Below are 26,638 nucleotides of genomic sequence, written 5' to 3' on the forward strand. Positions count from 1 at the left end.
GACGATGCGCACCACCATCCTTTTCGGCGGTCCCAGCCGCGAGCGCCTCGTGGCCGTGGCCAGCGCCCAGGGCCTGTCGCGGACGCTGCCGGACGCCGACCTGTGGTTCTGGGCTCCGGACGGCCAGGTCTATGTGGCCAGCCAGGCGGTGCTGCTGGGCCACGACCGTCCGTTCGAGCTGGACCTGCCCACCGAAGGCGCGCCGATCGGCGGCATCGAAGCGGCGCTTGACGCGGCCGTCCGCGAGGAGCGGGTGCTGCTGCTGAGCCTGCATGGCGGCTTCGCCGAGGATGGCGGCCTGCAGACGCTGTGCGAGGCCCGAGGCGCGGCCTTCACCGGTTCGGGCTCGCACGCCAGCTGGCTGGCGTTCAGCAAGACGCGCGCCAAGGACGTGGTCGCCGAGGCCGGCGTCTCGGTCCCGCAGAACATCGGCCTGGACGAGGCCGAGGCGGCGTTCGCCAAGTACGGCCGGCTGATCGCCAAGCCGTCCGAGGACGGCTCCAGCTACGGCCTGATCTTCGTCGACACGCCGGCCGACCTCGACGCGGCGCGCAAGGCGGCGGCCGAGCAGGCCTATGTCATCGAGCCCTTCGTACAGGGGCTGGAAGCGACCTGCGGCGTACTGGAACTGGCCGACGGCGAGGTGATCGCCCTGCCGCCGGTCGAGATCCGCCCGTCGGCCGGCAAGTTCGACTACAAGAGCAAGTACCTGGCCAAGGACACGGTCGAGATCTGCCCGGCCACCTTCGCGCCGGAGATCAACGCCGCCCTGCAGGACCAGGCGCTGAAGGCCCACAAGGCGCTGGGCTGCCGCGGCTATTCGCGATCGGACTTCATCGTTTCCGAGCACGGCCTCGTCTATCTCGAAACCAACACCCTGCCGGGCCTGACCGCCTCGTCGCTGTTCCCCAAGGCGCTGAAGGCGCAGGGGATCGACTTCGGCGACTTCCTGCGCGGCCAGCTGGCGCTGGCCGAGGCGCGGGCCAAGCAAACCGCGACGGCGGCCTGATCATGGGCGCCTGGGACCATGGCCCGTTCGACAACGACGAGGCCGCCGACTTCATCGAGGATCTCGCCGAGGCGCCGGACTGGCGCACGATCGTGCGGATCCTCGAGCACGTGACCAAGGCCGCCGGCTATCTGGAAGCGCCCGAAGGCGAGATGGCCGTGGCCGCCGCCGCCGTGGTGGCCGCCTGCCTCGGCGACGGCGCGGTGCTCCCCGAAGACCAGCGCGGCCTGAAGGACGCCCTGGGACCGCCGCCCGAGGGCGCCGCCCGCCTGGCGCGCGCGGCCCTGACCCGCGTGGTCGCCCCCGCCTCCGAAATCGACGAACTCTGGCAGGAAGGCGACGATCACGACGCCTGGCTGACCCATATCGCCGGCCTGCAAACGATCTTGAGCGTATCCCAATGAGACCTGTCTTCGTTAACATCGGTGAGCGCACCAACGTCACCGGCTCGGCCAAGTTCAAGAAGCTGATCGTGGAAGGAAACTTCCCCGAGGCGCTGTCGGTCGCGCGCCAGCAGGTCGAGGCCGGCGCCCAGGTCATCGACGTCAACATGGACGAGGGCCTGCTCGACTCCGAACAGGCGATGATCACCTTCCTGAACCTGATGGCCGCCGAGCCCGACATCGCCCGCGTGCCGGTGATGATCGACAGCTCCAAGTGGGAGGTGATCGAGGCCGGCCTGAAGTGCGTGCAGGGCAAGGCGATCGTCAATTCGATCTCGATGAAGGAAGGCGAGGCCAAGTTCATCGAGCAGGCCAAGCTGTGCCTGCGCTACGGCGCGGCCGTGGTGGTCATGGCCTTCGACGAGGTCGGCCAGGCCGACACCGCCGCCCGCAAGGTCGAGATCTGCACCAAGGCCTACGACGTCCTGGTCAACAAGGTCGGCTTCCCGCCCGAGGACATCATCTTCGACCCCAACATCTTCGCCGTGGCGACGGGGATCGAGGAACACGACAACTACGCCGTCGACTTCATCGAGGGCACGCGCGAGATCAAAGCCCGCTGCCCGCACGCCCGGATCTCGGGCGGGGTGTCGAACGTGTCGTTCAGCTTCCGCGGCAACGAGCCGGTGCGCCGGGCGATCCACTCGGTGTTCCTGTACCACGCCATCAACGCCGGCATGGACATGGGCATCGTCAACGCCGGCGACCTGCCGGTCTATGACGACATCGACCCCGTGCTGCGCGAGGCCGTCGAGGACGTGATCCTCAACCGCCCGCAGCGGACCAACGTGTCGAACACCGAGCGGCTGGTCGACATGGCGCCCGGCTACAAGGGCGAGAAGGGCGCGGCCCAGCAGGTCAACCTGGCCTGGCGCGAGGGCACGGTGGGCGAGCGCATCACCCACGCCCTGGTCAACGGCGTCACCGAGTTCATCGAGGCCGACACCGAAGAAGCGCGCCTGGCGGCCGAGCGTCCGCTGCACGTCATCGAAGGCCCGCTGATGGACGGCATGAACGTCGTTGGCGACCTGTTCGGCGCGGGCAAGATGTTCCTGCCGCAGGTGGTCAAGTCGGCCCGCGTGATGAAGCAGGCCGTGGCCTGGCTGATGCCGTTCATGGAAGCCGAGAAGGAAGGCCAGGAGCGCAAGGCCGCCGGCAAGGTGCTGATGGCCACCGTCAAGGGCGACGTCCACGACATCGGCAAGAACATCGTCGGCGTCGTGCTGCAGTGTAACAACTACGAGGTCGTCGACCTGGGCGTCATGGTGCCCGCCGACCGCATCCTCGAAGAGGCCAAGAAGCACGAGGTCGACATGATCGGCCTGTCGGGCCTGATCACCCCGTCGCTGGACGAGATGGTGTTCGTGGCCGCCGAGATGGAGCGCCAGGGCTTCGACATCCCGCTGCTGATCGGCGGCGCCACCACCAGCCGCACCCACACGGCGGTGAAGATCGAGCCGGCCTATCGCCGCGGTCCGACCACCTATGTCGTCGACGCCAGCCGGGCGGTGGGCGTGGTCTCCTCGCTGCTGTCGCCGACCGACAAGGACAAGGTCGTGGCCGACACCCGCGCCGAGTACGTCAAGGTGCGCGAGCAGTACGCCCGCGGCCAGACGGTCAAGGCCCGCACGGCCATCGGCGAAGCCCGCAAGCGCAAGTTCACCATCGACTGGAAGGGCTATACGCCGCCCAAGCCGCAGTTCACCGGCACGCGGGTGTTCGAGCCGAGCCTGGCCGAGCTGGAGCCGTTCATCGACTGGTCGCCGTTCTTCGCCAGCTGGGAGCTGATCGGCCGCTATCCGCAGATCCTCGAGGACGACGTGGTCGGCGAGGCCGCCCGCGACCTCTATCGCGACGCCCGCGCCATGCTGGCCAAGGTGATCGACGAGAAGTGGTTCGGCGCCAAGGGCGTGATCGGCTTCTGGCCGGCCCAGGCCGTCGAGGACGACGTGGTCGTCTATGCCGACGAGAGCCGCACGGTCGAGATCGCCCGCCTGCACACCCTGCGCCAGCAGATGGACAAGGGTCCCGGCGAGGGCAAGGCGAACCTGGCCCTGGCCGACTTCGTCGCCCCCGTGGGCGGCCCGGCCGACTATGTGGGCGGCTTCGCCGTCACCGCCGGTCACGGCGAGGACGAGATCGTCAAGAAGTTCAAGGACGCCGGCGACGACTATTCGGCGATCATGGCCTCGGCCCTGGCCGACCGCCTGGCCGAAGCCTTCGCCGAGTGGCTGCACTACAAGGCCCGCGTCGAGCTGTGGGGCTACGCCGCCGACGAGGGCTTCGACGCCGACGCCCTGATCGGCGAGAAGTATGTCGGCATCCGTCCGGCGCCGGGCTATCCGGCCCAGCCCGACCACACCGAGAAGGGCACGCTGTTCCGCCTGCTGGACGCCGAGGCCGCTACCGGCATGGCCTTGACCGAGAGCTTCGCGATGAGCCCCGGCGCGGCGGTGTCGGGCCTCTATTTCAGCCACCCCAAGAGCCACTATTTCGGCGTCGGCAAGATCGACTTCGACCAGGTCGAGGACTACGCCCGCCGCAAGGGCTGGGACCTGGCCACGACCGAACGCTGGCTCTCGCCGATCCTCAACTACGACGCCCTGGCCCGGGCGCGCGGCGAGGCGGCGTGATGTCAGCCATCCTTCTCCCCTTGAGGGAGAAGGTGTCGCCGTACGGCGACGGATGAGGGGTCTCTCAGGCGCCAAACGCCGCGAAAGCTGAACGGCTTTCGCGGCGTTTCTGTGCGTGCGACCCCTCACCCGGCCCGCTTCGCGGGCCACCCTCTCCCGCAAGGGGAGAGGGGCGCTCTGGCCAAGTTCTTCGCTTTCGGGTCATCCTCCACTCAAGAAAAGAGCCTTGGGGAGTGGGGCGATGAACGGGAGTGGAATGAGCCGCCGCGCGCTGGGCGCGTTGGCGGTCGGGGGAACGGCGGCGGGGCTGGCCGGATGCGCGGGACCCAAGGGCGGCGATGTGCGGCCCAGGTCGCGGGACTTTCCCCAGGATTTCGTCTGGGGCACGGCCAGCGCCGCCTTCCAGACCGAGGGCTCGCCCACGGCCGACGGGCGCGGGCCCAGCGTCTGGGACGTGTTCCAGGACCAGCCGGGCAAGATCATCGACGGCTCCAACGCCAAGGTCGCCACCGACAGCTATCGCCGCTGGGCCGAGGACGTGGACTTGGTGGCTGGGGCGGGGATGGGGGCCTACCGGTTCTCGATCTCGTGGTCGCGGGTGTTGCCGGCCGGGGCAGGGGCCGTGGCCCAGGCCGGCGTGGATCACTACAGCCGCCTTGTCGATCGGTTGCTGGAGAAGGGCGTCACGCCCTACGCCACGCTGTTCCACTGGGATCTGCCGCAGGCGATACAGGACCGGGGCGGCTGGGCGGCGCGCGACAGCGCCAAGGCCTTCGCCGACTACGCCGCCCTGATCGGCGAGCGGCTGGGCGACCGGCTCAAGAAGATCATCGTGCTGAACGAGCCGGCGGTTCACACCGTGTTCGGCCATGTCACGGGCGAGCATGCGCCGGGACTGAAGGACGTAGCCCTGCTGGGGCCGGTGACCCACCACATGAACCTGGGACAGGGGATGGCGATCCAGGCCCTGCGCGCCGCCCACGGCGACCTGGTGATCGGCACGACCCTGGCCTTGCAACCCTGCCGGCCGGCGGGCGGGGGCCTGGCGTTCTGGAACCGCCTGGCTTCCGACGGCCTCGACGCCCTGTGGAACCGGGCCTGGCTCGATCCCCTGCTGAAGGGCGAGTATCCCGACGCCATGGACGAGTTCCTGGGCGACCGCGTGCAGCCGCAGGACCTTTCGACGATCCGCCAGAAGGTCGACTTCATGGGGGTGAACTACTACGCGCCGGCCTATATGCGGCTGGCGCCGCTGTCGCCGGGACGGGTCAAGCCGGCCGCGCCGCCGAGGGGCGTGGAGCTGGACGCCTTCGGGCGGCACATCGATCCGTCGGGCCTGCTGGAAGTGCTGGCTCGCTTACGCACCGAGTACGGCAATCCGCCGGTGTTCGTCACCGAGAACGGCTGCTCGGACCCGTTCGGCGACGGCCGGGCGATCCAGGCCGACACCTTCCGCATCGCCTTCCTGCGCCGTCACCTGCAGGCGGTGAAGGGCGCGATGGAGGCCGGTTCGCCGGTGAAGGGCTTCTTCGCCTGGTGCCTGGTCGACAACTGGGAATGGGCGCTGGGCTATCGCTCGAAGTTCGGCCTGGTCAGCCACGACCGCGCGAGCGGGGAGCGCAAGCCCAAGGCCTCGTACGGCTGGTACTCGGGCCTGGCCCGGAGCGGGGTGCTGCCGACGGCGCCCTGAATTTTCGTCCTCCCGTCATTCCGCCACAAGGGCGGGAATGACGGGAGACTGAATTGAGGGGGTCAGTCAGGCTTGCAGATCAGCACGTCCTTGCCGCCGCGCTTGGCGGGGACGAGGCTGCCGGCGCAGGCCTGCGGATTGGCCGGGTCGATAATGATCTCGCGGGTGGCCGGCAGCTTGGCCGGGGTCGCGCCGATTGGGGCCAGCGGCTTGGCGGTCGCGGAGGCGGGCTTCACCGCCGGCTTGGCGACGGGCTTCGGCGCCGAGGTTTCGATCTTGGCCGGGGCCGGCGCGGGAGCGGGGGGCTCGACGGGCGGCGGCGGGGCGGCCTCGGGTTCGGGACCGGCTTCCGGCTCGACCGGCACGGCGCTCTTGACGTTGTAGTTCAGGGCCTGGCCGAACAGGTTCGACTTGCTTTCCAGGGCCTTGGCGCGGGTTTCGCAGTCGCCGGGCGGCGACCAGCTCATCCAAACCTGGGCCAGGCGGGCCTTGTCGACGCCTTCCGAGCCGCCCCAGATCGAGCGGCCCTTCTTCATGGCCGACGCGCCGTATTCGGAGATCGGGCGGGGGCTGGCCTTCTCGGCGGCGGTGATGGCCGCGGCATAGGTCTTCAGGTCGCCGCGCGCCTGGATGCGCATCGCCGGATATTCCTTCAGCGCGGCGGCCGCGCCGTCGGGGCCGGGGAAGGCCTTCTCGATCCGCGTCACCTCGGGCATGACCTTGTCGTAGAGGTCGACATAGCCGCCGAGCGCGCCGTAGCACCAGGCGATGTAGCCGTACTCGTCGCTGGGCGGCGTGGCGGCGGGCTGGGTGCGCTGGGGCGGAGCGGCGGTGGTCACGGGCGCATCCTGCGCCATCAGGGCGAGAGCGAAGAGAAGGGCGGTCGCCATACGGCCGGGAATCCTTTCGGTAGCGTCAGTAGAGCTGACTAGATCATTTCGGGCCGCAATGGGACCTCAGCATGGCGCCGTATGGACAAAGTCGCGCGCCAAGCTCAGCCATAACGACGCAGACGCCGGATGGCTCCGAAGATGGCGGCAATTCTGAACAAGTTTACATGTGCGATGCAGCAATCGCCGGGTGGGTCGCGTGCGATGCGTATGCTAGAAGGCCCTTCCGGTGCGGCATCCTGGCGCTGTCCGGATCCGTATCTTCCAGGACCCGCCGGCTTTAGAATTCCCGCATGACCTTCTGGCGCAACATCGCAAGCATCGCGGCCCGCCGACTGGACCTGGCGGAATGCGCCGAATGCCCCCCGGGGCCTCCGGGGCAGGATCCGGCCTTCTCGACCGCGGTGACGGCGCTGGGCGCCAAGCTCGCCAAAGCCGACGGCAGCGCCGACGGCCACGAGTTCGAGGCCTTCGCGCAGGTGTTCCATCCGGACCCCGCCTCCGAGCAGAACATCCACCGCCTGTACGACCTGGCCCGCCAGACCACCCACGGCTTCGAGAGTTACGCCAAGCGGCTGGCCAAGCGCTATCGCTCGTGCCCGCAACTGCTGGAGGACGTGCTCGACGGCCTGTTCCACATCGCCAAGGCCGACGGCGCGGTGACCCAGGACGAGCTCGACTACCTGGAGCGGGTGGCCGAGCTGTTCGGCCTGTCGCCGCTGGCCTTCCGCCGTCTCAGCGCCACCCACCTGGGGGCGGGAGCGGACGATCCCTATGTGATCCTCGACGTGCCGGCCGACGCCGAGGACGAGGTGGTGCGCAAGGCCTGGAGGTCGGCCCTGTCGGACGCCCACCCCGACCGGGCCCGGGCCCGCGGCCTGCCGGCCGAGTTCATCGAGGTGGCCGAGGCCAAGGCGGCCGCGATCAATGCGGCTTTCAGCACCGTCATGCGCGAGCGGCGGGAACTGGGACTGGCCGCCGCGGGTTGAACGGAAAAGTCTTTGTGATTGAACCCAATGGGTGTTCAGTTGACGTTCAGACCTCCAGAGCCAACCTAAGGGGCGAGGACGGAGATTCTGGGCGCCCCGGCGCCGATCGAGGACGACGATGACCATGACCCTGGGCGCGAACATCGGCGCGACGCACTCTTCGGCTTGGCGCGGTCTGGCCGCGGTGGTCGGCGGCGTGGCCACGGCGATCGCGGTCTCGGTGGCCGCAATCGTGGCGGTGGTGTTCGCCGCGACCCTGGTGGTGGTCGGCTTCATGGCCACCGCGCTGCTGGGCCTTGCGGCCTTCGCCCTGCGCGGCCGCCGCCATGCTCGCGCCAAGGCCAGCAGCGATCCCAACCTGATCGAGGCCCGCAACGTCGGCGGCCACTCCTGGGTCGCCTACGGCTGGAACGAGCGGCGCTAGAGCGCCCCGTCCGTCTCATCGAGTTTCAGGCGCCGCGATCGCCGAGAGGCTGTCGCGGCGTTTTCGTTGGCGCTTGCCCTGCCGTTCAACCTCGTCCAACCTCCCTTTCAAACAAATGTTGGGAGGCGACATGATCGGCGTGGTGGCGACCCTGAAGGTGCAGCCGGACAAGACGGCCGAGTTCGAGGCGGTGTTCCTCGACCTGGCGGCCAAGGTGAAGGCCAACGAGCCCGGCGCGATCGTCTATCAGCTGACCAGGTCCAAGACCGAGGCCGGGGTCTACAAGGTGCTGGAGCTCTACGCCTCGGCCGACGCGCTGAAGCACCACGGCGGGACGGACTATTTCAAGGCCGCCGGCGCGGCCATGGCGCCGTTCCTGGCCGCTCGTCCGGAGATCGAATATCTCGACGGGGTGGAGTAGGGCGCACGCGGGAGCTTGACGGGGCCGGGCCGGTTCGCGCATCCCCGCGATCCTGAACCGCCTGGAGCAAGACCTTGAGCCGTTTCTGGAGCCCGCTGGTCCACGCGCTGCACCCCTATGTTCCGGGCGAGCAGCCGAAGATCGCCGACCTGGTCAAGCTGAACACCAACGAGAGCCCCTACGGGCCTTCGCCCAAGGCGGTCGAGGCGATCGCGGCGGGCGCCGACGACGCCCTGCGGCTCTATCCCGATCCGACCTCGAGCGCGCTGCGCGAGACGCTGGCGGCCTATCATGGCGTGGGCGTCGATCAGGTGTTCGTCGGCAACGGCTCGGACGAGGTGCTGGCCCACGCCTTCCGCGCCCTGCTGGGCCACGACGCGCCGCTGCTGTTCCCTGACATCACCTACAGCTTCTATCCGACCTACTGCCGGCTGTTCGACGTGGCCTACGAGACCGTGCCGCTGGCCGACGACCTGTCGGTGAGGACCGACGACTATCGTCGTCCGTCCGGCGCGATCATCATCGCCAATCCCAACGCGCCGACCGGCGTGGCCCTGACCCGCGCGCAGATCGCCCGCCTGCTGGCCGAGCATCCCGACAAGCCGGTGGTGATCGACGAGGCCTATGTCGATTTTGGCGGCGAGAGCGCCATTGCCCTGGTCGCCGACCATCCCAACCTCCTGGTCGTGCAGACCATGTCGAAGTCGCGGGCCCTGGCTGGCCTGCGCGTGGGCTACGCCGTCGGCGACGCGGCCCTGATCGAGGGGCTGACGCGGGTGAAGGACAGCTTCAACTCCTATCCGCTGGGCCGTCCCGCCCAGGCCGGCGCCATCGCCTCCATCGAGGACGAGGCCTTCTTCCAGGACAGCCGCGCGCGGGTGATCGCCGGCCGCCGCCGCCTGGTCGAGGGGCTGGAGGCGCGCGGCTTCTCCGCCCCGACCTCGTCGGCCAATTTCGTCTTCGCCCGTCACGCCTCGCGCCCCGGCGCCGAACTGGCGGCGGAACTGCGGGCCCGCGGCGTGATCGTTCGCCGCTTCGACGCGCCCAGGATCGCCGACCACCTGCGGATCACCGTCGGCACGGACGGCCAGATCGATCGCCTGCTGGGGGCGCTGGACGAGATCCTGGGGTAGCCGGCTCGAAGGGTGGGGTTTTCTTTCCGAATGCTCTTCACCGGATACAGCGTCCGTTGCAGTATTTCTGCATGGCGGTTGCTCCGAACAAATGTTTGGATCGCGCTGGTTCATACTCCCGCTGGAGCGCCCGCATGGCCCTCGACGCCCTTTTCAAGCCGTTCGAATTCAAGTCGCTGAAGCTGCCTAACCGGGTGGTTATGGCGCCGATGACCCGTTCGTTCTCGCCCGGCGGCGTGGCCACCGACGACGTGGCCGCCTACTACGCCCGCCGCGCGACGGCGCAGGTGGGCCTGATCGTCACCGAAGGTACGGGTGTAGCCCGGCCTGCCTCGCTGAACGACCCTAACGTGCCGCGCTTCCACGGCGAAAAGGAGCTGGCGGCCTGGAAGAAGGTCGTCGACGAGGTGCACGCGGCCGGCGGCCTGATCGCCCCGCAGCTGTGGCACGTGGGCTCGGCCAAGGGTCCGGCGCAGCTGGGCAAGGTCGACAGCCCCTCGGGCGTGTCCAAGGCCGGCGGCGGCCAGTTCACCGAGCCGATGACCGACACCGACGTGGCCGACACCATCGCCGCCTTCGCCACGGCCGCAGCCGACGCCAAGCGCCTTGGCTTCGACGCCATCGAGCTGCACGGCGCCCACGGCTACCTGATCGATCAGTTCTTCTGGAACGGCACCAACCTGCGGGGCGACGCCTTCGGCGGCCCGACCATCGCCGAGCGCAGCGCCTTCGCCGCCGAGATCCTCAAGGCCGTCCGCGCGGCCGTCGGCCCCGACTATCCGGTGATCATCCGCCTGTCGCAGTGGAAGCAGCAGGACTATGCGGTGAAGAACGCCGAGACGCCGCAACTGCTGGAAGCCTGGCTGCAGCCCCTGGCCGACGCCGGCGCCGATATCTTCCACTGCTCGCAACGGCGGTTCTGGGAGCCGGAGTTCGAGGGATCCGACCTCAACTTCGCCGGCTGGACCAAGAAGCTGACCGGGGCCCCGACCATCACCGTCGGCTCGGTGGGCCTGTCGGGCGAGTTCATCGCGGCCTTCGGCGGCGAGGGCAGCCAGCCGGCCTCGATCGACGGCCTGCTCGAGCGCCTCGACCGCGGCGAGTTCGACCTCGTGGGCGTCGGCCGCGCCCTGCTGCAGGACCCCGAGTGGGTGGTGAAAATCCGCGAGGAACGGAACGACGAGTTGCAGAGCTTCTCGCGCGAGGCGCTGGGAGTTTTGTACTAGTCGATTGCGATCCCTCTCCCCTTGCGGGAGAGGGTGGCCTCGCAGGGCGAGGTCGGGTGAGGGGTCTCTCAGAAATCAAACGCCGCGACAGCCGATCAGCCGTCGCGGCGTTTTTCGTGGGTGCGACCCCTCATCCGTCAGCTTCGCTGACACCTTCTCCCGCAAGGGGAGAAGGATCAGGCCCGGTAATTCAGCTTCAGCCCCGGCCGTTCCCATCGTCCGCGCCACAGCTTCCCCGTGCCCGACGCCGTGATCCACACGTCCTGCATGTCGGCCCCGCCGAAGCAGAGGTTGGTGGTGATCACGTCCGGCACGGCCACGTGCTGCGTCGAACCGTCGGGCGAGAAGGCGGTGATCCCGCCGTTGATGATGGTGGCCACGCACACCCGGCCGTCGGCCTCGACCGCCAGGCTGTCGAGGAGCTGGTAGCCCGGCAGGTTGCAGACCACGCGGCCCGGCTGTAGCGGGGCGGGCGGAGTCAGTTCGCCGGGCGCGACGACGTCGAAGGCCCACAGCCGCCCCAGCATGGTGTCGGCCACGTAGACGACATCCTCGGCCGGCGACAGGCCCACGCCGTTGGGCGAGATCAGGTGGTCGCGAAGGCGCACGATGTGGCTGCCGTCGGTCCTGGCGTAGTAGAGCGCTCCGTATCGGCGGCCGTCCGGCGTTGAGCAGCCATGATCGGTGAACCAGAAGCCGCCCTGGCGGTCGAAGACGAGGTCGTTGGGCCCGACCAGACGCCTGCCGTCGCAGGCCTCGTAAAGCGTGGTGACCGCGCCGGTCGCCAGATCCACCCGCTGGATCGAGCCGCCCTCGTAGCCGGCGGGGGTGGGGCCGGGGATGTTCAGGCCGCCCATGTCGAAGAATTCGAAGCTGCCGCCGTTATTGGTGACATAGACCGCTCCGTCGGGGCCGATCGCCGCGCCGTTGGGGCCGCCGGGGAGATCGGCGACGGTGCTGCGCGTACCGTCCGGCGCGATCCGGGTCAGGGTCCGGCGCTGGATTTCGACCAGCAGCACCGAGCCGTCGGCCATGGCGATCGGGCCTTCGGGAAACTGCAGGCCTTCGGCGACGAGGGTCAGGTCCATGTCGTCTCGCTCCCATTTCCTTGCGCGTGACGGGCGTCGAAACCGCTCACACTTTCGGCTGTCACGCTTGATGGGCGTCTCTCTGGACGCCTGGAAGTGGAGTAAACGATCGTTTGAACGAGGCCGCAACCTACTCAGGCGTCAGCCAGCAGCCGGGTCAGGTCTTCGGCGTTGAGGCCGCGCGGGGCCAGGCGCGCCGACTGGCCGGCCCAGAGGTTGGTGAAGTCGGCGTTGGTTCCGTCCTGGCGCAGCGGCGTCAGGGCGCCGCCGGCCAGCGGGAAGGGCGGCACCACCGCGCCGCCGATCGGCCCGACCTCGCGCATCAGCCGGTTGGCCACGCCCCGGGCCGGGCGGCCGGTGAAGACGTCGGTGATCATGGTGTTGTCGTCGCGGGCCTCGTCGAGGGCGGCGCGGTGGGCAGGCGGGATCTTGGCCTCGGGCGTGAAGAGGTAGGCGGTGCCGACCTGAACGCCGGCCGCGCCCAGGGCCCGGGCGGCCGCCACGCCGCGGGCCTCGGCTATGCCGCCGGCGGCGATCACCGGAACGGCGACGGCGGCGACCACCTGGGGCAGCAAGGCGAAGAGCCCGGGCTGGCTTGCGCTGTCCAGGCGGTTGTCGATCGCCTCGCCATGGCCGGGCAGGAAGGTGGCGCGATGGCCGCCGGCCTCGGCGCCCATGGCGATGACGGCGTCGACGCCGTGGGCCTCCAGCCAGACGGCTTCGGCGACGGTGGTGGCCGAGGACACGATTTTCGCGCCCGTGGCCTTCACACGATCCAACAGCGCGGTCTCGGGCAGGCCGAAGTGGAAGCTGACCACTTCGGGGCGCAGGTCCTCGACCAGGGCGCAGAAGGCCTCGTCGAAGGGCGCGCGGCCGCCGGCGGGCGGCGGAGGAGCGGGGTCGAGGCCTGCCTCGACATAGTAGGGCGCCAGGCGCGCCCGCCAGGCCAGCTTCCGGACGGGATCGGCGGCGGGCGGCGTGTGGGCGAAGAAATTCAGGTTCAGGGGCGCGTCGACGGCGGCGCGAAACTCGGCCACCGCCGCCCGGGCCTGGTCGGGCGTGTACTGGGCGCAGGCCAGCGAACCCAGGCCGCCGCCACGCGCCGCGCCGATGGCCATGGCCGGGGTGGTGGCGCCGGCCATCGGGGCCTGGAGGACGGGGGCGGCGATCCCCAGCAGGTCGATCAGCCGGCGGTCGGTCCAGGCGCTCATGCGGGGCTCCGCGGTCAGTTCAGGTCAAAGAGATCGTAGGCGATCAGCTTCAGGCGTTCGTCGAAGAACGCTCGGCCGTAGCTGGACCTTTGCAGAGCGGCCTGGTCGACGCCGTTCTCGACGTCGGAACCGCTGGCGCCGGGGGCGGCGCAGGGCACCGACAGGCGAAGGTTGCGGCCGACCTTCAGCTTCACCCCCGGTTCGGCGCGGACGACGGTGGCCGCCACGAAGCAACGGCCGCGCACGCCGCGCGGCACGCCCACATGCTTGACTTGCAGGACGACGATCTCGGCGGCCTTGTCGCGGGCGTGCTGGCGCGCGTCGACGGCCTGGGGCGACGTCGCGGACGCCGCCTGGACCAGGACGAGAGCGGCCAGCAGGGCGGTCATTTGCGTTCCAGCACGCGGAAGACGAACGGGAAGTCGTCGCCCTCGCCGGCGGGGTGTTCCTCGCGGCGCACCTCGGTCCAGGCGTTCTCGTCGAAGGCGGGGAAGTGCACGTCGCCCTGAACCTCCGCCTGCACCTCGGTGACGTAGATGCGCTTGGCGCGGGGCATGGCCAGTTCGAACAGCGCCGCGCCGCCGATCACGCAGATCTCCTCGACGCCGTCTTCGGCGGCCTGCTCCTTGCCGATCTGCACGGCTTCCGACCAGGTGTCGCAGACCACCGCGCCCTCGGCCTCGAACTTGTGGTCGCGGGTCAGCACGATGTTGAGGCGGCCGGGCAGGGGCTTGCGCGGCAGGCTGTCCCAGGTCTTGCGGCCCATGATCACCGGCTTGCCCAGGGTGGCGGCCTTGAACATCTGAAGATCCGACTTCAGGCGCCAGGGCAGGTCGTTGTCGCGGCCGATGACGCCGTTGAGCGAACGGGCCACGGGGCCGACGGTGAGGATGGGAGCGGTCATGACGGCGAGTCTTAGCGGCCCGCCGTCGCTAGCGGAAGGTCAGACCGAGACCGCCGCCTTGATGTGCGGGTGGGCCTCGTAGCCTTCCAGCGTGAAGTCCTCGTACTCGAAGGCGAAGAGATCGGTCTTGTCGGCGATCTTCATCGTCGGGAAGGCGTAGGGCTCGCGGGTCAGTTGCTCGCGGGCCTGGTCCAGGTGGTTCAGATAGAGGTGGGCGTCGCCGAAGGTGTGCACGAACTCGCCCGGCTCCAGGCCCACGACCTTGGCCACCATTAGGGTCAGCAGGGCGTAGCTGGCGATGTTGAACGGGACCCCTAAGAACACGTCGGCGCTGCGCTGATAGAGCTGGCAGGACAGCTTGCCGTCGGCGACGAAGAACTGGAACAGGCAGTGGCAGGGCGGCAGGGCCATGTCCTCGACGTCGGCCGGGTTCCAGGCGCTGACGATGTGACGGCGGCTGTTGGGGTTGGTCTTCAGGCCCTCGACCAGATTGACGATCTGGTCGATCGACTGGCCGTTGGGCGCCGCCCACGAGCGCCATTGCTTGCCGTAGACAGGGCCGAGCTCGCCGTTCTCGTCGGCCCACTCGTCCCAGATGCGCACGCCGTTGTCCTTGAGATAGGCAATGTTGGTCTCGCCCTTCAGGAACCACAGCAGCTCGATGATGATCGAGCGCAGGTGCAGCTTCTTGGTGGTCAGGACCGGGAAACCCTTGGAAAGGTCGAAGCGGATCTGGCGGCCGAAGACGCCCAGGGTGCCAGTGCCCGTGCGGTCGCCGCGCTCGACGCCGTTTTGCAGGATGTCAGCCAACAGGGCGAGATACTGCCGCTCGGGATGATCGGCGGAGGCGGCTTTCGGGGCGTCGAGGACGGCGGTGGTCATGGGCCGCACAATCGCGACGAATCGAGCCGGTGGCCAATCACAAAAACGCCCCGCGCGGCGAGCCGGCGGGGCGTTCTCGTTCAGATGGCGCAGAGGCTTACTTGCCCGGCTCCAGACCCGTGTTCAGCACCCAGCCGACGTTGTCGTTCTCGTCGGCCACTTCCCACCACAGGTCCTGCTTCTTGCCGGTCGGGTAGACGATGGCGCCGGCGGGCAGGGCGCGGATCAGCTTGCCGGCGGCGACCGGGGTGGCGCGCATGTTGACGACGCGGGTGGCCACGAAGGACTTGGTCGGAGCCGCCTGGGCGGCCTGGGCGCTGTCGCCCACCAGGCCCAACTCGCCGACCATCTTCGAATAGCTGTTGATGAAGGCCAGGGTGATGATGCGGCCGATCTCGGTGTCTTCGTAGCCGCCGCCGACCGCGCCGGCGAAGCCGATGCCGCCGCCCGCGCCCCAGCCGATGTCGTTCTTCACGGCGTAGCCTTCCTGGACGGCCACGGTCTCGGTGGTGCGGACGTTGGTCAGCGACAGGACGGTGTTGGCTTCCAGCTTCTTGGTCTTGATGCCGCCGACGAGGGCGCCGGCGCGACCGCCGATCAGGCCGCCGATGGCGCCGGCCACGGCGCCGCCGCCGGCGTTGCTGTCGCTGGCCTGCACTTCGGCCACCAGCACGTAGTCGGCCGCCTTGATCTGGCCCTGGCCGACGTTGGAGCCGCGCTGCAGGCCGAGGTTGCCGCCGATGTTGCGCTCGATCTGGGCGGCGTTCAGGCCCGCGCCCCGGTCGACCAGGTTGAAGCAGCCCGACTTCTGGACGATGGCGCGCAGCAGCTTCTGCGGCGAGGCCAGGTTGTATTGGGTCCAGCCGCGCGGATCGTCGCCGTCGATGATCGACAGGGTGCCCAGCTTGCGCGTGCAACGCGGCACTTCGGCCTGGGCCTGGGTCTGCAATTGCTGGGCCTTGGTCGGCTTGGCCTGGGCGAGCGCCTCCACCGGAGTCGCGACGCAAACCATCGCGCCCGCCGCGAGCATGAGTTTCTTCATCGACATAGACAGCGCCCTCCAGGCCCCTTTCAAATCCGCGCGGACACTACAGTATCGATTGCACGCAAGCCAAGCTCGCCTAGCCCGCGAACCCGCCTTCATCGAGGAAGGCCTGCTCGGCCGGGGTGGTTTCGCGGCCCAAAGCGATGTTCCGATGCGGAAAACGGCCGAAACGGGCGATGATGTCGCGGTGGATGATCGCCCACTTGATGGCGTCTTCGTCGCCGGTGTCGGCCTGCATGCCGGCGCACAGCTCGATGCACAGTTCCTGGTCGGCCAGGGATTCGGAGTGCTCGAACGGCAGATAGAAGAAATAGCGCAGCTCCGGGGCGACGGCGGTGTCGTGCCCCTGGGCGATGGCGGCGCGGGCCACGGCGCGGGCCTTGCCGTCGGTGGCGAAGGCGTGGCCGCTACGGCGGTAGAGGTTGCGGGGGAACTGGTCGAGCACGATGACCAGCGCCAGCGACCCCTCCGGAGTCTCGACCCAGGAATCATAGTCGCCACGTGCGGCGGCGTGATGGGTAGGCTCGTACTTCAGGCGGATGGCCTCATCGAACGCCCGGTTCTTGTCGAACCACTGCTTGGGGCCGGCCTGCGTCCAGAAGCCCAGAATGTCCTGCGGTCGGGCGGCCATGGCCTTCTCCTGCGGGTTTTCGTTCAATTGCGGTTCATGCGCCAAGCGCGACACTCTGATCAAGGGATGAGCCACGGGCCGGCGCAAGGCCCCTTGGAGCAAGAGATGAAACGTCTGATCACCGTCGCGATGATCCTGTCGCTGACGGGCGGCGCGGCGGCCCAGGCCGGCTCCGCCGCAACGGTCCTGGCGATGCAGCAGAACGAACGTGGCGAACGCGGTGACCGTGGGGGTCGGCCGGATCGTGGTTCGCGCCCCGAGCGCGTCGAACGTGGCGATCGCCAGGACGGCGGCGGCTGGCGTGGCGGCGGCGATCGCGGCGGCCAGTCCGCTCCGCAAGCCCAGCGGCCGCCCGAGGCTCGCCCGGCCCCGCAGGCGCCCCAGGCCCAGCAACCCGACCGCAGCGGCTGGCAGGGCAGGGGCGAGCGCCCCGATCGCCCCACCGGCGGCTGGCAAGGCGGCCAGGACCGCAATCCGGGCGCTTCCCGGCCCGACCGTGGCGATCGTCCGGATCGTGGCGACCGTCCCGACCGCCCGAGCGGCGGCTGGCAGGGCGGCGATCGGGGGCCCGGCCGACCGGGCGGCGAGCGTCCCGACCGCCCCAACGGCGGCTGGCAAGGCGATCGCGGCGACCGTGGTCCCGATCGCGGCCGCCCCGGCGGCGGCTGGCAGGGCGGCGACCGTGACCGGGATCGCCCCGGTCCGCGCCCCGGCGACCAGCGCTGGCGCGATCGCGACAACGGCCGGCCCCAGTACGACCAGCGCCGCTGGCGGCCCAGCTATCGCGCGCCCCAGCGTTACCGCGCCCCGGCTTACCGCTATCCGCGCGGCTGGTACGTGAACCGCTGGAGCTTCGGCGACTATCTGCCGGGCGGCTGGTACGGCAGCACCTACTACCTCGACTGGTTCCGCTATGGCCTGCCAATGCCGCCGATCGGCTGCGAGTGGGTGCGGGTCGGCAGCGACGCCGTCCTGGTGGACGTCTGGTCGGGTCAGGTGCTCAGCGTCTACTACGACCTCTTCTGGTAATCGGCCTGAACGTCGAAAGCCGCGCTTCCTTTCAGGAGCGCGGCTTTCTCGCTTTCGGGGCCGGCCTTACGACGCGGTGATCGTCGGATCCCAGACGAAGTAGCCCAGGACCTGCAGCGATCCGGAGTGGTACTGCAGCACCGCGAACGAGACGTTGTAGTTCCCCGTGCCGGCCTGGACGATGTCGGCCGTCAGGTAGAAGTCGAGCTGCGGCGTCGCCGAGAAGGTCGGGGGCAGGGTGATGTTGCCGGGCGTGGTGCCGGGCACCGGGGTCTCGACGTTCAGCAGCTTGCCGCCGGTGGTCGACGTCACCTGCGTGCCCGAGAAGATCACGATGTTCTGCAGGTTGGCCGAGTAGCTGGTGTTGCCCGACTGCGAAACCATGCGCCAGCGCACGGTGTCGCCCACGTCGGCCGAGATCGACAGGTCGCCCGAGGCTTGGCCGCTGCGGACGAATTCGTTCGGCGCGACCATGTAGGCGTAGTTGTGACCGATCGGGGTCGGCGCGTTCGGGTTCTGGCTGGGATTGTTGATGCTCGCCAGCAGGTTCGCGGTGTCGACGACGATCTCGATGTCGATGATCTCACTCATTTCGATGCCCTCCCAATGTTCGCCTTCAGGTTGTAAGGCTGGTTGAGGGTGCGGTTTGCTCAACCTTGAGTCAATTCAAGGTATTTATAAATCTAAGGTTGTTTTTGCACATCTTTCCCTGCGAACGAGCGGGGGCAAGGCGCGGCCGCAGGGCGGCTCTTTCGTCTTTGGGAGGGCTTTTTCGCCTCAGTCGCGGTAATTAAGCGTCGCCGAACGTCGTCAGGGCGCGCCCTGCCTTGACGAAGCGGCAAAAAAACGCTCAAACGCCCGCCTTTCCCGCTTTCAGATTGCGTGAGGCGGGCAGATTGACCAGTCCTGGAGAAGAAATCATGCGCGTCTACTACGACCGCGACGCCGACCTCGCCCGCATCCTGGACCGGAAGATCGCCATCGTAGGCTATGGCAGCCAGGGCCACGCCCACGCCCTCAACCTTCGTGACAGCGGCGTGCCGAACGTTGCCGTCGCCCTGCGCCCGGGCTCGCCCTCGGCGAAGAAGGCCGAGGCCGAAGGCCTGAAGGTCATGTCGGTGGCCGACGCCGCCGCCTGGGCCGACCTGATCATGATCCTGGCGCCGGACGAGCATCAGGCCGCGATCTACAAGAACGACATCGCCCCCAACATCCGTGACGGCGCGGCCCTGCTGTTCGCCCACGGCCTGAACGTCCACTTCGGCCTGATCGAGCCGAAGGACACCATCGACGTGCTGATGGTCGCCCCGAAGGGCCCGGGCCACACCGTCCGCGGCGAATACCAGAAGGGCGGCGGCGTGCCCTGCCTGATCGCGGTGCACCACAACGCCACCGGCAACGCTCTCGACCTCGGCCTGGCCTACGCCTCGGCCATCGGCGGCGGCCGCTCGGGCATCATCGAGACCAACTTCCGCGAGGAATGCGAAACCGACCTGTTCGGCGAGCAGGCCGTCCTCTGCGGCGGCACGGTCGAGCTGATCCGCGCCGGCTTCGAAGTGCTGGTTGAAGCCGGCTACGCGCCGGAAATGGCCTATTTCGAGTGCCTGCACGAGCTGAAGCTGATCGTGGACCTGATCTACGAAGGCGGCATCGCCAACATGAACTACTCCATTTCGAACACCGCCGAGTACGGCGAGTACGTCACCGGCCCGCGCGTCGTGACCGCCGAGACCAAGGCCGAGATGAAGCGCGTGCTGGAAGACATCCAGTCGGGCAAGTTCGTCCGCGACTTCATGCTGGAAAACGCCGTCGGCCAGCCGTCCTTCAAGGCCACCCGCCGTCGCGCTTCCGAGCACCAGATCGAGGAAGTCGGCGCGCGCCTGCGCGGCATGATGCCGTGGATCGCCAAGAACAAGCTGGTGGACGTCACCAAGAACTAAGCGTCGGCCTCACGGCTGAACGGACGACGGCGGGCTCGCAAGGGCCCGCCGTTTTTCGTTGTGCGGGCATGCGAGCTGCGGCCAAGTTGGCGCATGGCTTCGACGGATTTCGAAAAGGCTCTGGAAGACCTCTACGCGGCTTTTGCCGTGGCGAGGCCGCGCCATATCGATGGCTGTCCCTGCTGCGTCGACAAGCGCAATGTCGATGTGCTGCTGAGCAAGCCGTTGCGGAAGCTGACGGCTGAGGACCTGCACGGCTACGCCAGCGGCGTCTTCCTGACCGTTGGCGCTCTGGGCGACTATTTCTATCTTCTGCCCCGGCTGCTGGAGTTGTCGGCGGTCGGTCCGCGCTGGACACTTGATCCGCAGATCGTGGTCGGACGCTTGCGGCATGCCGAATGGGAGTACTGGAGCGATGTTCGCCGCGGGGCGATCGTAAGCTTCCTCGACGCCTGGTTCGATCAGGCGCTTGCCTTGGCGGCGTCTGACGAAGGCGGCTTCGGTCCGGGCGGGTTGATCGCGGACCTGCTTTGCGGCGTGGCGATGGCCAAGCTGGACATCGCCCCCTATCTCGAACGTCTTCGGGCGCAAGGCGCCGTGGTGACTGACCTTTACTGGCGTTTCGGCGACCTCGCGGTCGAGGGACGTGGACCTACTGGCTTCTGGGAAGACGCGCCGGACGGCTGGGCCAGGCTGATGGCCTTCATGAACGAGCCCGAGGTGTTCGACATCGTGGCGCGCGTCAGCGGGATTTTCCCGAGGAAAGCCGAGGGAAGCTAAGCTTCCCCGCCGCCTAGCCCAGCACGAACACCGGGCCCCAGGCCACCTGGTGCTTGTGCGACCCGCTCGACAGGTGAGGGCGCAGCTGCCAGGCGCCGGGCGGGATGCTGACCGGCTGCGGGCGCTCGACATAGGTCTGGGTCAGCACGTCGCCGCCGGGTTCGGACAGCGAGAACTGGTCGATGCGCGGACTGGCGCGCGAGAGGGCGGCGGCGATGGCCTCGACGCTTTGCGCGCGAAGCGGGGCGGGGGCGGCCAGGCGCGCCGAAACCTCGGCATAGACGCCCACGGCGATCACCTGCGGGCCCTCGCGCAGGGCGGCGTAGGCCACGTGGGTAAAGCCCGGCGCCAGCAGGTTGGCGCGGTGGCCGGGGCTCGTCTTCCACTGGCCCATGATCTGGTCGGGGCGCACCTGGCCGGCGGCGTTGCGGCGCATGGCGATGTTCTCGGCCGGGGCGCCGACGAGGTCGCGAGCCAGGAGGCCCACGCGGGCGGCGGGGCCGAAGCCCTCACGGGTCATGTGGTCGTAGATCCGGCTGAGGGCGATATCGGCGGCGTGGGCGCGGGCGGCCTGGGCGAGGCCTGGATCGAAGCGCAGGGGCGACAGGCCCCGGGCCTCCCGGAAAGCGTCGCCCTGGTCGAGCAGTTCACGCTCGAAATCGGCGTCGTAGTCGCCCCGGCGCACGGCCATCTGCTCGCGCAGGCGGCGCTCGTAGGCGAGGTAGGTTTGGGCGGAAGCGGCGTTGGCGAGCCCCGGCGCGGTCAGGGCGGCGGCGCCCAGGGCCAGGGCGGAGCGGCGGGAAAGGGTAGTCATCGGGGGCGGGTTCTGGCTCCAAGACGGTTGACAGGGCGAGCCGGTCGCCCGCTCTAAGGCCGGATGCGACCTGTCCGTTCCCTCTGGCTGGCCGGCCCCGAAGCCTGGCTCCCTGACGCCGAAGCTCAAGACCTGCGCCGTAAGGCCCTGTGCCTGGATGCGGGCTTCACCCCGTTCTCGGGCGGCCAGGCCGCGCCGGGTGACGATTTCAGCTCCGAAATCCAGGCCCGTGAACTCTACATGGACCGCATGGCTCAATTGCGTCGGGTCGATGCGGCGATCGTCAATCTGACCCCGTGGCGCGGGGCGTCCTGCGACACGAGCGCAGCCTTCGAAGCCGGGGTTCTGGCGGGGCTGGGCAAGCCGGTCTTCGCCTATCTCAACGTCGAGGACGAAAGCCTGGCCGAGTATGCTGACCGGGTCGATATCCTGGTCGGCGCCGAGCGCGGCGAGGACGGGATCTGGCGCGACGAGAACGGCTGCGTGGTCGAGGACCTGGGCTTGCCCGAGAGCGTGATGCTGTGGGCCGAGGCGCGGCGGCTGTTCGTCATCGTCACGCCCGATCCCCTGCACGACCTGACCGGGCTGGAGATGTGCCTGCAGGCGCTGCGGCTGTACGCTGAATGAGACCCTCTCCCTGAAGGGAGGATCTCTGGGCGCCCCTTGCCCAATCGATGGGCATCGGCCACCTTCCGGCCCCGTTTCGAAAGGCCCACCCATGTCGCGTCCCGCGGCCGCGCCGGCTTCCGGGAAGCCGCGCGGCGTCATCGTCACAGACCTGATCGAACTGCTGCGCCTGGCCGGGCCGGTGGTGCTGTCGCGCCTGGGCATCATGGTCATGGGCCTGACCGACGCCATCGTCGTGGGTCACTTCTCGGCCCAGCAGTTGGGCTTCCACGCCATGGCCTGGGCGCCGACCTCGGTTTTCGTCACCGTGACGGTGGGCCTGCTGGTCGGGACCCAGGTGATGGGCTCGCGCGCCATCGGCGCCGGGAGGCCGCACGAGGTCGGGGCAGTGCTGCGCCGGGGCGTGGTCTACGCCTTCTGGCTGGGCGTGGCCGGTTCGGCCCTGCTGGCGGTGGCCGCGCCGCCGCTGCTGCACCACGTGGGCATCGAGAAGGCCCTGGCCGACGGCGCGGCCGCGCCGCTGATCGTGTTCTCGCTGTCGCTGACACCTTATGCCCTCAGCGTGGCCTTGAGCTTCTGGCTCGAGGGCCTGGGGCGTCCGGGCCTGGTGACGGTCAACATGTGGATCGCCAACATCATCAACCTGGCGGTCAATCTGCTGCTGGTGCCCGGCGTCATGGGCCTGCCGGCGCTCGGCGCGGTGGGGGCGGCCTGGGCCACCTTCGTGGCCCGCACGGCCTTCACCATCATGCTGGCGGTGGTGATCTGGCGGCTGAAGGACGCCCGGGCCATGGGCGTGTTCGACAAGCCGCCGCGAGACCGCGCCGCCGAGAAGCAGCAGCGCCGGGTCGGCTATGGCGCCGGCAGCTCCAACCTGTTCGAGGTCTCGGCCTTCGCCGGCATGAGCCTGGTGGCCGGCTGGCTGGGCGGCCTCAACGTCGCCGCCTGGGCCGTCGTGCTGAACGTGGCCGGCGTGATCTTCATGGTCCCGCTGGGCCTGGCCACGGCCACCGCCGTGCAGGTGGCGAGAGCCCACGGCGCGCGCGACCCGGCGGGGATGAGCCGCGCCGGCTGGATCTCGTTCGGCGTCACAGCCGTTTTCGCCCTGGTCGTGGCCGTGCTGCTCTATCCGCTGCGCCATCTGGTGGCCGGCGCCTATACCGCCGACCCGGCCGCCATCGCCCTGATCGCGCCCGCCTTGGTGCTGACCTGCCTGTTCCTGGCGCCCGACGCCGTGCAGGTGGTCTGCGCCCAGGCCTTGCGGGCCCGCGGCGAGGTCTGGATCCCCGCCGGCACCCACATGGTCGCCTACGCCCTGATCATGGGGCCGCTGGCCTGGTGGCTGGCCCTGCCGATGAAGATGGGCCTCAACGGCATCGTCTGGTCGGTGATCGTCACCAGCTTCGCGGCGGCGGCGATGCTGCTGGGCCGGTATCGGATGCTGGACAAGCGGGGCTGATCCTTCTCCCCTTGCGGGAGAAGGTGTCGGCGATAGCCGACGGATGAGGGGGCGCTCAGACGCAAAACGCCGCGAATGCCGATCGGCTTTCGCGGCGTTTCTGGAGGTGCGACCCCTCACCCGACCTCCTTCGGAGGCCACCCTCTCCCGCAAGGGGAGAGGGGGTCAGATCGAAGCCCCCAGGATCCAGCCTTCCTGGGTCTGCACGTCCTCGACCAGCTCGGCCGGCGCGTCCTTGCTGGGCCCGAACAGGGCGGCCAGCTTGCCGGCCTCGTCGAGCTTGGCGAAGTGTTCGGCAAGGCCGCGCACCTGGGCCAGGTCCTTGATCTCACCGGGGCCGGGAGCGGCCTTGATCAGCGACGGATAGACCTCGGCGACCACGGCCTCGACGCCGTCGAGGTCGGCCTCGGTCAGGGCCTTGAAGCCGGTCTCGAACGGCCAGATCCGCACGGCCTCGCCACGGGCGTCCTTCAGGCGGCGCACGGCCGGGATGCCCATGATCGCCTGGCCGCCGACCGAGCCGTTGTAATAGAGCTTCCAGATCGAGTGCGCGCCTTTCGCCGCCACGTCAGCGTGGCGGAACTCGGGCAGGTCATCCGGGCCATGCTCGCGCGTGCGCTTGGGCTGCAGGGTCGTCAGGGCGTCCTTGGGCGGGCAGCCCCAGAACGGGAACGGACCGCCGGTCAGGCGGCGATTGATTTCCGAGCCGACGCCGAAGCGGTTGTTGGTGTTGTCGGCCTTGTCCTTGACCATCTTGTTCAGCTGGTCCCAGACCGCGCGCCAGGGCGTCTGCCCCGGCAGGTTCAGGGCCTGGGAGAAGCCGCGCGGGAAGCCCAGCGGGAAGTCGAAGCCGACCAGAGCGCGCTCGCCGCGCTTCTTCAGGTCGTCGAGGATGACGGCGAGCTTGGCCTCGGCCTCGTTGCGCGTGGCGGGGTTGTAGCTTTCGAAGGTCAGGCGAAAGCGCACGTCGCGCTTGAGCACGCCGATCCAGACGGAGTCGGCCCCGGTGGTCGGTTTGGCCGCCGCGCTCCAGTCGACGATCACATAGGCGCTGAAAAGCCGCGACACGGCGGAGGCTCCGTCAAATCCAAACGAAGCGCGCTTCTACTCCCCCAAAGGGCGAGCCGCCAGCCGTTGCGAAGCTTGAGTAGGTGTTTCTGCGCCGCGCGTATCGACGGCCAATAAAAAACCTCGCCCGGTGAGGGGCGAGGTTTCTTCAGCTTCGATGGTCGGGCGTTCAGGGGGCGGGCGTTCAGGCCGCGGTCTGCTCGGCGGTCGCCAGGGCGGGGGTCTTGGCCTTGCCGACGTTCCAGCGGACCGGCGGCTCGCACACCGGACCGAGGGCGGCGCGGACGATGGCCGGCGGCTGGCGCTCGTCGGGGGTCATGAACAGGCCGTTCGCCTTCAGGGCCAGGCCGGCGGCCTTGCTGGCGCCCAGCATGGTCAGCGGCACGGCCAGGATCAGGCCGGCCAGGATCGGGGCGGTGGCGGTCAGCAGGTCCGGCGTGAACCAGAACAGGCTGGCCAGGACGATGCCCGTGGCGCTGATCCAGCCCATGGCGGCGCAGGCTTCCTTGAAGGCTACCTTGTCGGCGTCGCGGCGCTGGGCGCTCCAGCCGCCGACGCGACCGGCCAGGATTTCGACCACGGCGCGGGTCTGGGTGAACATCAGCATCGGGGCGACCAGGGCCGAGAGCAGCATCTCGACGCCCAGGCCGGCCATCACGCGGCGACGGCCGCCGAAGCCCTTCAGCTCGTGCTTGCGCATGAAGATCAGGGTGGCGCCCAGGATCTTGGGGCCGAACAGCAGCACGAAGGTGATGATCATCGCCCAGGCGGTGGCCTGGATCTCGCGCCAGTCGATCAGGGCGTGGGCGGCGGCCTGCAGGTCGGCCATCGTGAAGGCGGCCTTCTTAACCTCGGGCATCAGGGCCCGCGAGATGACGCCGGCCGACAGGGCGACGAACCAGATCGGCGACAGGGCGTAGCTGAGCACGCCGATGACGAGGTGCAGGCGGCTCATCCAGTGCAGGCCCGGCAGGCCGATCAACGGCACGTGCTGGACGTTGCCCCGGCACCAGCGGCGATCGCGGGTGGCGAAGTCGAGCAGGTTGGAGGGGCTCTCTTCGTACGAGCCTTCTAGGTAGGGGGCCAGGTGCACGGCCCAGCCGCCGCGGCGCAGCAGGGCGCTTTCCAGGGCGTCGTGGCTCATCACCTCGCCGCCGAAGGGCTTGGGGCCGTTCAGCGAGGGCAGGCCGCAGGTCTGGGCGAAGGCCTTGGTGCGGATGATGGCGTTGTGGCCCCAGAACGAGCTTTCCGAACCCGACCACCAGGCCAGGCCCGTCCAGGCCACGCGGCCATAGAGCTTGGTGGCGAACTGCAGGGTGCGGGCGAAGATCGTCTGGCCGTTGATGATGGTCGGCATGGTCTGGATCAGACCAACACCTGGGTGACGCTCCATGGCGTCGGCCAGGCGCACCATGGCGTCGCCGGTCATCAGGCTGTCGGCGTCCAGCACCAGCATGTGCTCGTAGTCGCCGCCCCAGCGGGCGACCCAGTCGGCGACGTTGCCGGCCTTGCGGCCCGTATTGTCGGCGCGGCGGCGATAGAAGACGTGGCTCGAGGCCTCGCGGCGGAAGCGGGCGAAGCAGGCCTGCTCGGCCAGCGCCACGGCGGCGTCGCGGGTGTCGGAGATGATGAAGATGTCGAAGGCGCGGCTGGCGCCGGTCTCGGCGATCGAGGCGTCCATGGCCCGCAGGCGGGCGAACACCGCCTGGGCGTCCTCGTTGTAGACCGGCATCAGGATCGCCGTGCGGGCGCGCGGCTTGGGCATGGGCTTGGAGCTGTCGATGCCCAGCGGGTCCTTCGGCGTGCGCAGCAGCACCACGAAGCCGGCGACGGCGGTGACGAACCACAGGGCCAGGGCCAGGAACAGCGGGGCCAGCAGGGTCAGGCAGACCGCTTCCAGGCGGGTGACGCCGCCGAGGGCCACGGTGTCGAACGTGGCCTTCCAGCCGGCCGCGCCCATGATCGCCGTGGCGATGAAGATCACCCAGCGGCGCATGACCGTTTCCGAACCCGGGCTGCGCACGGCGCGCGCCGCGCCCTGCCAGAAGCCCAGCGGCTGCACCGGCATGGCCAGGGGAGCTTCGGTCGGGATCTCGACCCGATCGCGCGGGGCGATCACGGTTTCGAAGGCCACCGGGGTGGAGGTGGCCAGGTCGAAGAAGGCGCCGCGTTCGGTCATCGGGTCCGTCTCGGTGATCCGACCGTGGTCGGACGAAATGCAGAGCTTCGATTTCGCGCCGAACGCCTTCACGGGACGCCTCCGGTCCGCTAGGGATCGGTCGCGTTCAGCAAGGGTCTGGCG

The 26,638-nt window shown here is 69.2% G+C and carries 26 protein-coding genes; 14 read left to right on the top strand and 12 right to left on the bottom strand.

What is annotated here, in order from left to right:
- The first annotated feature begins 4 nt into the window (after nucleotides 1–4).
- The 4 genes from P7A99_RS12925 (at nucleotide 5) to P7A99_RS12940 (ending at nucleotide 5,775) form a co-directional block, all read left to right on the top strand.
- Entirely contained in the window at nucleotides 5–1,009 is a 1,005-nt protein-coding gene (locus tag P7A99_RS12925) for a D-alanine--D-alanine ligase family protein (RefSeq protein WP_277794245.1), read from the top strand.
- Nucleotides 1,010–1,011: 2 nt separating this feature from the next.
- Nucleotides 1,012–1,413, top strand: a complete 402-nt coding sequence (locus P7A99_RS12930) for a DUF4259 domain-containing protein (RefSeq protein ID WP_277794246.1) — start codon at nucleotides 1,012–1,014, stop codon at nucleotides 1,411–1,413.
- Nucleotides 1,410–4,085: a methionine synthase gene (metH, locus tag P7A99_RS12935; RefSeq protein ID WP_277794247.1), complete on the top strand. Its 2,676-nt coding sequence runs from the start codon at nucleotides 1,410–1,412 to the stop codon at nucleotides 4,083–4,085. Before P7A99_RS12930 ends, metH begins: the two co-directional genes overlap by 4 nt.
- Before the next feature lie 241 nt (nucleotides 4,086–4,326).
- Complete coding sequence (locus tag P7A99_RS12940) at nucleotides 4,327–5,775, top strand: GH1 family beta-glucosidase (RefSeq protein ID WP_277794248.1); 1,449 nt, start codon at nucleotides 4,327–4,329, stop codon at nucleotides 5,773–5,775.
- A gap of 62 nt (nucleotides 5,776–5,837) precedes the next feature.
- On the opposite strand, the gene P7A99_RS12945 is transcribed toward P7A99_RS12940, so the two are convergent.
- Nucleotides 5,838–6,665, bottom strand: a complete 828-nt coding sequence (locus P7A99_RS12945; protein WP_277794249.1) for a hypothetical protein — start codon at nucleotides 6,663–6,665, stop codon at nucleotides 5,838–5,840.
- A gap of 293 nt (nucleotides 6,666–6,958) precedes the next feature.
- On the opposite strand from P7A99_RS12945, the gene P7A99_RS12950 reads away from it, so the two are divergent.
- From P7A99_RS12950 to P7A99_RS12970, 5 genes are all read left to right on the top strand, one after another.
- Nucleotides 6,959–7,654, top strand: a complete 696-nt coding sequence (locus P7A99_RS12950; protein ID WP_277794250.1) for a J domain-containing protein — start codon at nucleotides 6,959–6,961, stop codon at nucleotides 7,652–7,654.
- 124 nt (nucleotides 7,655–7,778) lie between these two features.
- Nucleotides 7,779–8,078 carry a hypothetical protein gene (locus P7A99_RS12955; protein ID WP_277794364.1) on the top strand — a complete coding sequence of 100 codons (300 nt, stop codon included), beginning with the start codon at nucleotides 7,779–7,781 and terminating at the stop codon, nucleotides 8,076–8,078.
- Between the two features lie 130 nt (nucleotides 8,079–8,208).
- Complete coding sequence (locus P7A99_RS12960) at nucleotides 8,209–8,499, top strand: putative quinol monooxygenase (RefSeq protein WP_277794251.1); 291 nt, start codon at nucleotides 8,209–8,211, stop codon at nucleotides 8,497–8,499.
- 74 nt (nucleotides 8,500–8,573) lie between these two features.
- Entirely contained in the window at nucleotides 8,574–9,632 is a 1,059-nt protein-coding gene (gene hisC, locus P7A99_RS12965) for a histidinol-phosphate transaminase (RefSeq protein ID WP_277794252.1), read from the top strand.
- Nucleotides 9,633–9,766: 134 nt separating this feature from the next.
- Complete coding sequence (locus P7A99_RS12970; RefSeq protein ID WP_277794253.1) at nucleotides 9,767–10,858, top strand: NADH:flavin oxidoreductase; 1,092 nt, start codon at nucleotides 9,767–9,769, stop codon at nucleotides 10,856–10,858.
- Nucleotides 10,859–11,034: 176 nt separating this feature from the next.
- Here the strand turns inward: P7A99_RS12970 and P7A99_RS12975 are convergent, their stop codons facing one another.
- The 7 genes from P7A99_RS12975 to P7A99_RS13005 all read right to left on the bottom strand — a co-directional run bounded on the left by P7A99_RS12975 (nucleotide 11,035) and on the right by P7A99_RS13005 (nucleotide 16,619).
- Nucleotides 11,035–11,946: an SMP-30/gluconolactonase/LRE family protein gene (locus P7A99_RS12975; RefSeq protein ID WP_277794254.1), complete on the bottom strand. Its 912-nt coding sequence runs from the start codon at nucleotides 11,944–11,946 to the stop codon at nucleotides 11,035–11,037.
- Nucleotides 11,947–12,080: 134 nt separating this feature from the next.
- Nucleotides 12,081–13,157 carry an NAD(P)H-dependent flavin oxidoreductase gene (locus tag P7A99_RS12980; RefSeq protein ID WP_277794255.1) on the bottom strand — a complete coding sequence of 359 codons (1,077 nt, stop codon included), beginning with the start codon at nucleotides 13,155–13,157 and terminating at the stop codon, nucleotides 12,081–12,083.
- Between the two features lie 14 nt (nucleotides 13,158–13,171).
- The gene (locus P7A99_RS12985; protein WP_277794256.1) at nucleotides 13,172–13,546 is read right to left on the bottom strand and encodes a hypothetical protein; all 375 of its coding nucleotides are present in this window, start codon (nucleotides 13,544–13,546) and stop codon (nucleotides 13,172–13,174) included.
- A complete protein-coding gene (locus tag P7A99_RS12990; RefSeq protein WP_277794257.1) occupies nucleotides 13,543–14,061 on the bottom strand; it encodes a dihydrofolate reductase in 519 nt (172 codons plus the stop codon). The genes P7A99_RS12985 and P7A99_RS12990 overlap by 4 nt, the downstream gene beginning before the upstream one ends.
- Before the next feature lie 39 nt (nucleotides 14,062–14,100).
- Complete coding sequence (locus tag P7A99_RS12995) at nucleotides 14,101–14,943, bottom strand: thymidylate synthase (RefSeq protein ID WP_277794258.1); 843 nt, start codon at nucleotides 14,941–14,943, stop codon at nucleotides 14,101–14,103.
- Nucleotides 14,944–15,040: 97 nt separating this feature from the next.
- Nucleotides 15,041–15,991 carry an SH3 domain-containing protein gene (locus P7A99_RS13000; protein WP_431307672.1) on the bottom strand — a complete coding sequence of 317 codons (951 nt, stop codon included), beginning with the start codon at nucleotides 15,989–15,991 and terminating at the stop codon, nucleotides 15,041–15,043.
- 73 nt (nucleotides 15,992–16,064) lie between these two features.
- The gene (locus P7A99_RS13005) at nucleotides 16,065–16,619 is read right to left on the bottom strand and encodes a DUF924 family protein (protein WP_277794259.1); all 555 of its coding nucleotides are present in this window, start codon (nucleotides 16,617–16,619) and stop codon (nucleotides 16,065–16,067) included.
- Nucleotides 16,620–16,724: 105 nt separating this feature from the next.
- Between P7A99_RS13005 and P7A99_RS13010 the strand changes: the two genes are divergently transcribed.
- Nucleotides 16,725–17,648, top strand: a complete 924-nt coding sequence (locus P7A99_RS13010; protein WP_277794260.1) for an RcnB family protein — start codon at nucleotides 16,725–16,727, stop codon at nucleotides 17,646–17,648.
- 66 nt (nucleotides 17,649–17,714) lie between these two features.
- Here the strand turns inward: P7A99_RS13010 and P7A99_RS13015 are convergent, their stop codons facing one another.
- Complete coding sequence (locus P7A99_RS13015; protein WP_277794261.1) at nucleotides 17,715–18,239, bottom strand: inclusion body family protein; 525 nt, start codon at nucleotides 18,237–18,239, stop codon at nucleotides 17,715–17,717.
- A 329-nt stretch (nucleotides 18,240–18,568) separates the two neighbouring features.
- Between P7A99_RS13015 and ilvC the strand changes: the two genes are divergently transcribed.
- Both ilvC and P7A99_RS13025 read left to right on the top strand, forming a co-directional pair.
- Nucleotides 18,569–19,588 carry a ketol-acid reductoisomerase gene (gene ilvC, locus P7A99_RS13020; RefSeq protein ID WP_101713690.1) on the top strand — a complete coding sequence of 340 codons (1,020 nt, stop codon included), beginning with the start codon at nucleotides 18,569–18,571 and terminating at the stop codon, nucleotides 19,586–19,588.
- A gap of 93 nt (nucleotides 19,589–19,681) precedes the next feature.
- On the top strand, nucleotides 19,682–20,368 hold the full coding sequence (locus P7A99_RS13025) for a hypothetical protein (RefSeq protein ID WP_277794262.1): 687 nt from the start codon (nucleotides 19,682–19,684) through the stop codon (nucleotides 20,366–20,368).
- Between the two features lie 13 nt (nucleotides 20,369–20,381).
- On the opposite strand, the gene P7A99_RS13030 is transcribed toward P7A99_RS13025, so the two are convergent.
- Complete coding sequence (locus P7A99_RS13030) at nucleotides 20,382–21,182, bottom strand: CAP domain-containing protein (RefSeq protein ID WP_277794263.1); 801 nt, start codon at nucleotides 21,180–21,182, stop codon at nucleotides 20,382–20,384.
- A 63-nt stretch (nucleotides 21,183–21,245) separates the two neighbouring features.
- Between P7A99_RS13030 and P7A99_RS13035 the strand changes: the two genes are divergently transcribed.
- The gene (locus P7A99_RS13035) at nucleotides 21,246–21,809 is read left to right on the top strand and encodes a nucleoside 2-deoxyribosyltransferase (protein ID WP_277794264.1); all 564 of its coding nucleotides are present in this window, start codon (nucleotides 21,246–21,248) and stop codon (nucleotides 21,807–21,809) included.
- Between the two features lie 91 nt (nucleotides 21,810–21,900).
- Nucleotides 21,901–23,268, top strand: a complete 1,368-nt coding sequence (locus tag P7A99_RS13040) for an MATE family efflux transporter (RefSeq protein ID WP_277794265.1) — start codon at nucleotides 21,901–21,903, stop codon at nucleotides 23,266–23,268.
- Nucleotides 23,269–23,433: 165 nt separating this feature from the next.
- Here the strand turns inward: P7A99_RS13040 and P7A99_RS13045 are convergent, their stop codons facing one another.
- Both P7A99_RS13045 and mdoH read right to left on the bottom strand, forming a co-directional pair.
- Nucleotides 23,434–24,336: a cobalamin biosynthesis protein CbiG gene (locus P7A99_RS13045; protein ID WP_277794266.1), complete on the bottom strand. Its 903-nt coding sequence runs from the start codon at nucleotides 24,334–24,336 to the stop codon at nucleotides 23,434–23,436.
- Between the two features lie 184 nt (nucleotides 24,337–24,520).
- A complete protein-coding gene (gene mdoH, locus P7A99_RS13050; RefSeq protein ID WP_277794267.1) occupies nucleotides 24,521–26,515 on the bottom strand; it encodes a glucans biosynthesis glucosyltransferase MdoH in 1,995 nt (664 codons plus the stop codon).
- Between the last annotated feature and the right edge of the window lie 123 nt (nucleotides 26,516–26,638).

Origin of the sequence: Caulobacter endophyticus (genome assembly GCF_029543245.1) — a bacterium.
Classification (GTDB): Bacteria; Pseudomonadota; Alphaproteobacteria; order Caulobacterales; family Caulobacteraceae; genus Caulobacter; species Caulobacter endophyticus_A.

Coding starts and splice junctions, on each gene's coding strand:
- P7A99_RS12995 (WP_277794258.1), bottom strand. CDS start 14,943: ATGACCACCGCCGTCCTCGACGCCCCGAAAGCCGCCTCCGCCGATCAT.
- P7A99_RS13015 (WP_277794261.1), bottom strand. CDS start 18,239: ATGAGTGAGATCATCGACATCGAGATCGTCGTCGACACCGCGAACCTG.
- P7A99_RS13000 (WP_431307672.1), bottom strand. CDS start 15,991: ATGTCGATGAAGAAACTCATGCTCGCGGCGGGCGCGATGGTTTGCGTC.
- P7A99_RS12975 (WP_277794254.1), bottom strand. CDS start 11,946: ATGGACCTGACCCTCGTCGCCGAAGGCCTGCAGTTTCCCGAAGGCCCG.
- P7A99_RS12950 (WP_277794250.1), top strand. CDS start 6,959: ATGACCTTCTGGCGCAACATCGCAAGCATCGCGGCCCGCCGACTGGAC.
- P7A99_RS12955 (WP_277794364.1), top strand. CDS start 7,779: ATGACCCTGGGCGCGAACATCGGCGCGACGCACTCTTCGGCTTGGCGC.
- P7A99_RS12930 (WP_277794246.1), top strand. CDS start 1,012: ATGGGCGCCTGGGACCATGGCCCGTTCGACAACGACGAGGCCGCCGAC.
- metH (WP_277794247.1), top strand. CDS start 1,410: ATGAGACCTGTCTTCGTTAACATCGGTGAGCGCACCAACGTCACCGGC.
- P7A99_RS13005 (WP_277794259.1), bottom strand. CDS start 16,619: ATGGCCGCCCGACCGCAGGACATTCTGGGCTTCTGGACGCAGGCCGGC.
- P7A99_RS12960 (WP_277794251.1), top strand. CDS start 8,209: ATGATCGGCGTGGTGGCGACCCTGAAGGTGCAGCCGGACAAGACGGCC.
- P7A99_RS13025 (WP_277794262.1), top strand. CDS start 19,682: ATGGCTTCGACGGATTTCGAAAAGGCTCTGGAAGACCTCTACGCGGCT.
- P7A99_RS13010 (WP_277794260.1), top strand. CDS start 16,725: ATGAAACGTCTGATCACCGTCGCGATGATCCTGTCGCTGACGGGCGGC.
- P7A99_RS12990 (WP_277794257.1), bottom strand. CDS start 14,061: ATGACCGCTCCCATCCTCACCGTCGGCCCCGTGGCCCGTTCGCTCAAC.
- mdoH (WP_277794267.1), bottom strand. CDS start 26,515: ATGACCGAACGCGGCGCCTTCTTCGACCTGGCCACCTCCACCCCGGTG.
- P7A99_RS12940 (WP_277794248.1), top strand. CDS start 4,327: ATGAACGGGAGTGGAATGAGCCGCCGCGCGCTGGGCGCGTTGGCGGTC.
- P7A99_RS12970 (WP_277794253.1), top strand. CDS start 9,767: ATGGCCCTCGACGCCCTTTTCAAGCCGTTCGAATTCAAGTCGCTGAAG.
- ilvC (WP_101713690.1), top strand. CDS start 18,569: ATGCGCGTCTACTACGACCGCGACGCCGACCTCGCCCGCATCCTGGAC.
- P7A99_RS12925 (WP_277794245.1), top strand. CDS start 5: ATGCGCACCACCATCCTTTTCGGCGGTCCCAGCCGCGAGCGCCTCGTG.
- P7A99_RS13030 (WP_277794263.1), bottom strand. CDS start 21,182: ATGACTACCCTTTCCCGCCGCTCCGCCCTGGCCCTGGGCGCCGCCGCC.
- P7A99_RS13040 (WP_277794265.1), top strand. CDS start 21,901: ATGTCGCGTCCCGCGGCCGCGCCGGCTTCCGGGAAGCCGCGCGGCGTC.
- P7A99_RS13035 (WP_277794264.1), top strand. CDS start 21,246: ATGCGACCTGTCCGTTCCCTCTGGCTGGCCGGCCCCGAAGCCTGGCTC.
- P7A99_RS12980 (WP_277794255.1), bottom strand. CDS start 13,157: ATGAGCGCCTGGACCGACCGCCGGCTGATCGACCTGCTGGGGATCGCC.
- P7A99_RS12945 (WP_277794249.1), bottom strand. CDS start 6,665: ATGGCGACCGCCCTTCTCTTCGCTCTCGCCCTGATGGCGCAGGATGCG.
- P7A99_RS12985 (WP_277794256.1), bottom strand. CDS start 13,546: ATGACCGCCCTGCTGGCCGCTCTCGTCCTGGTCCAGGCGGCGTCCGCG.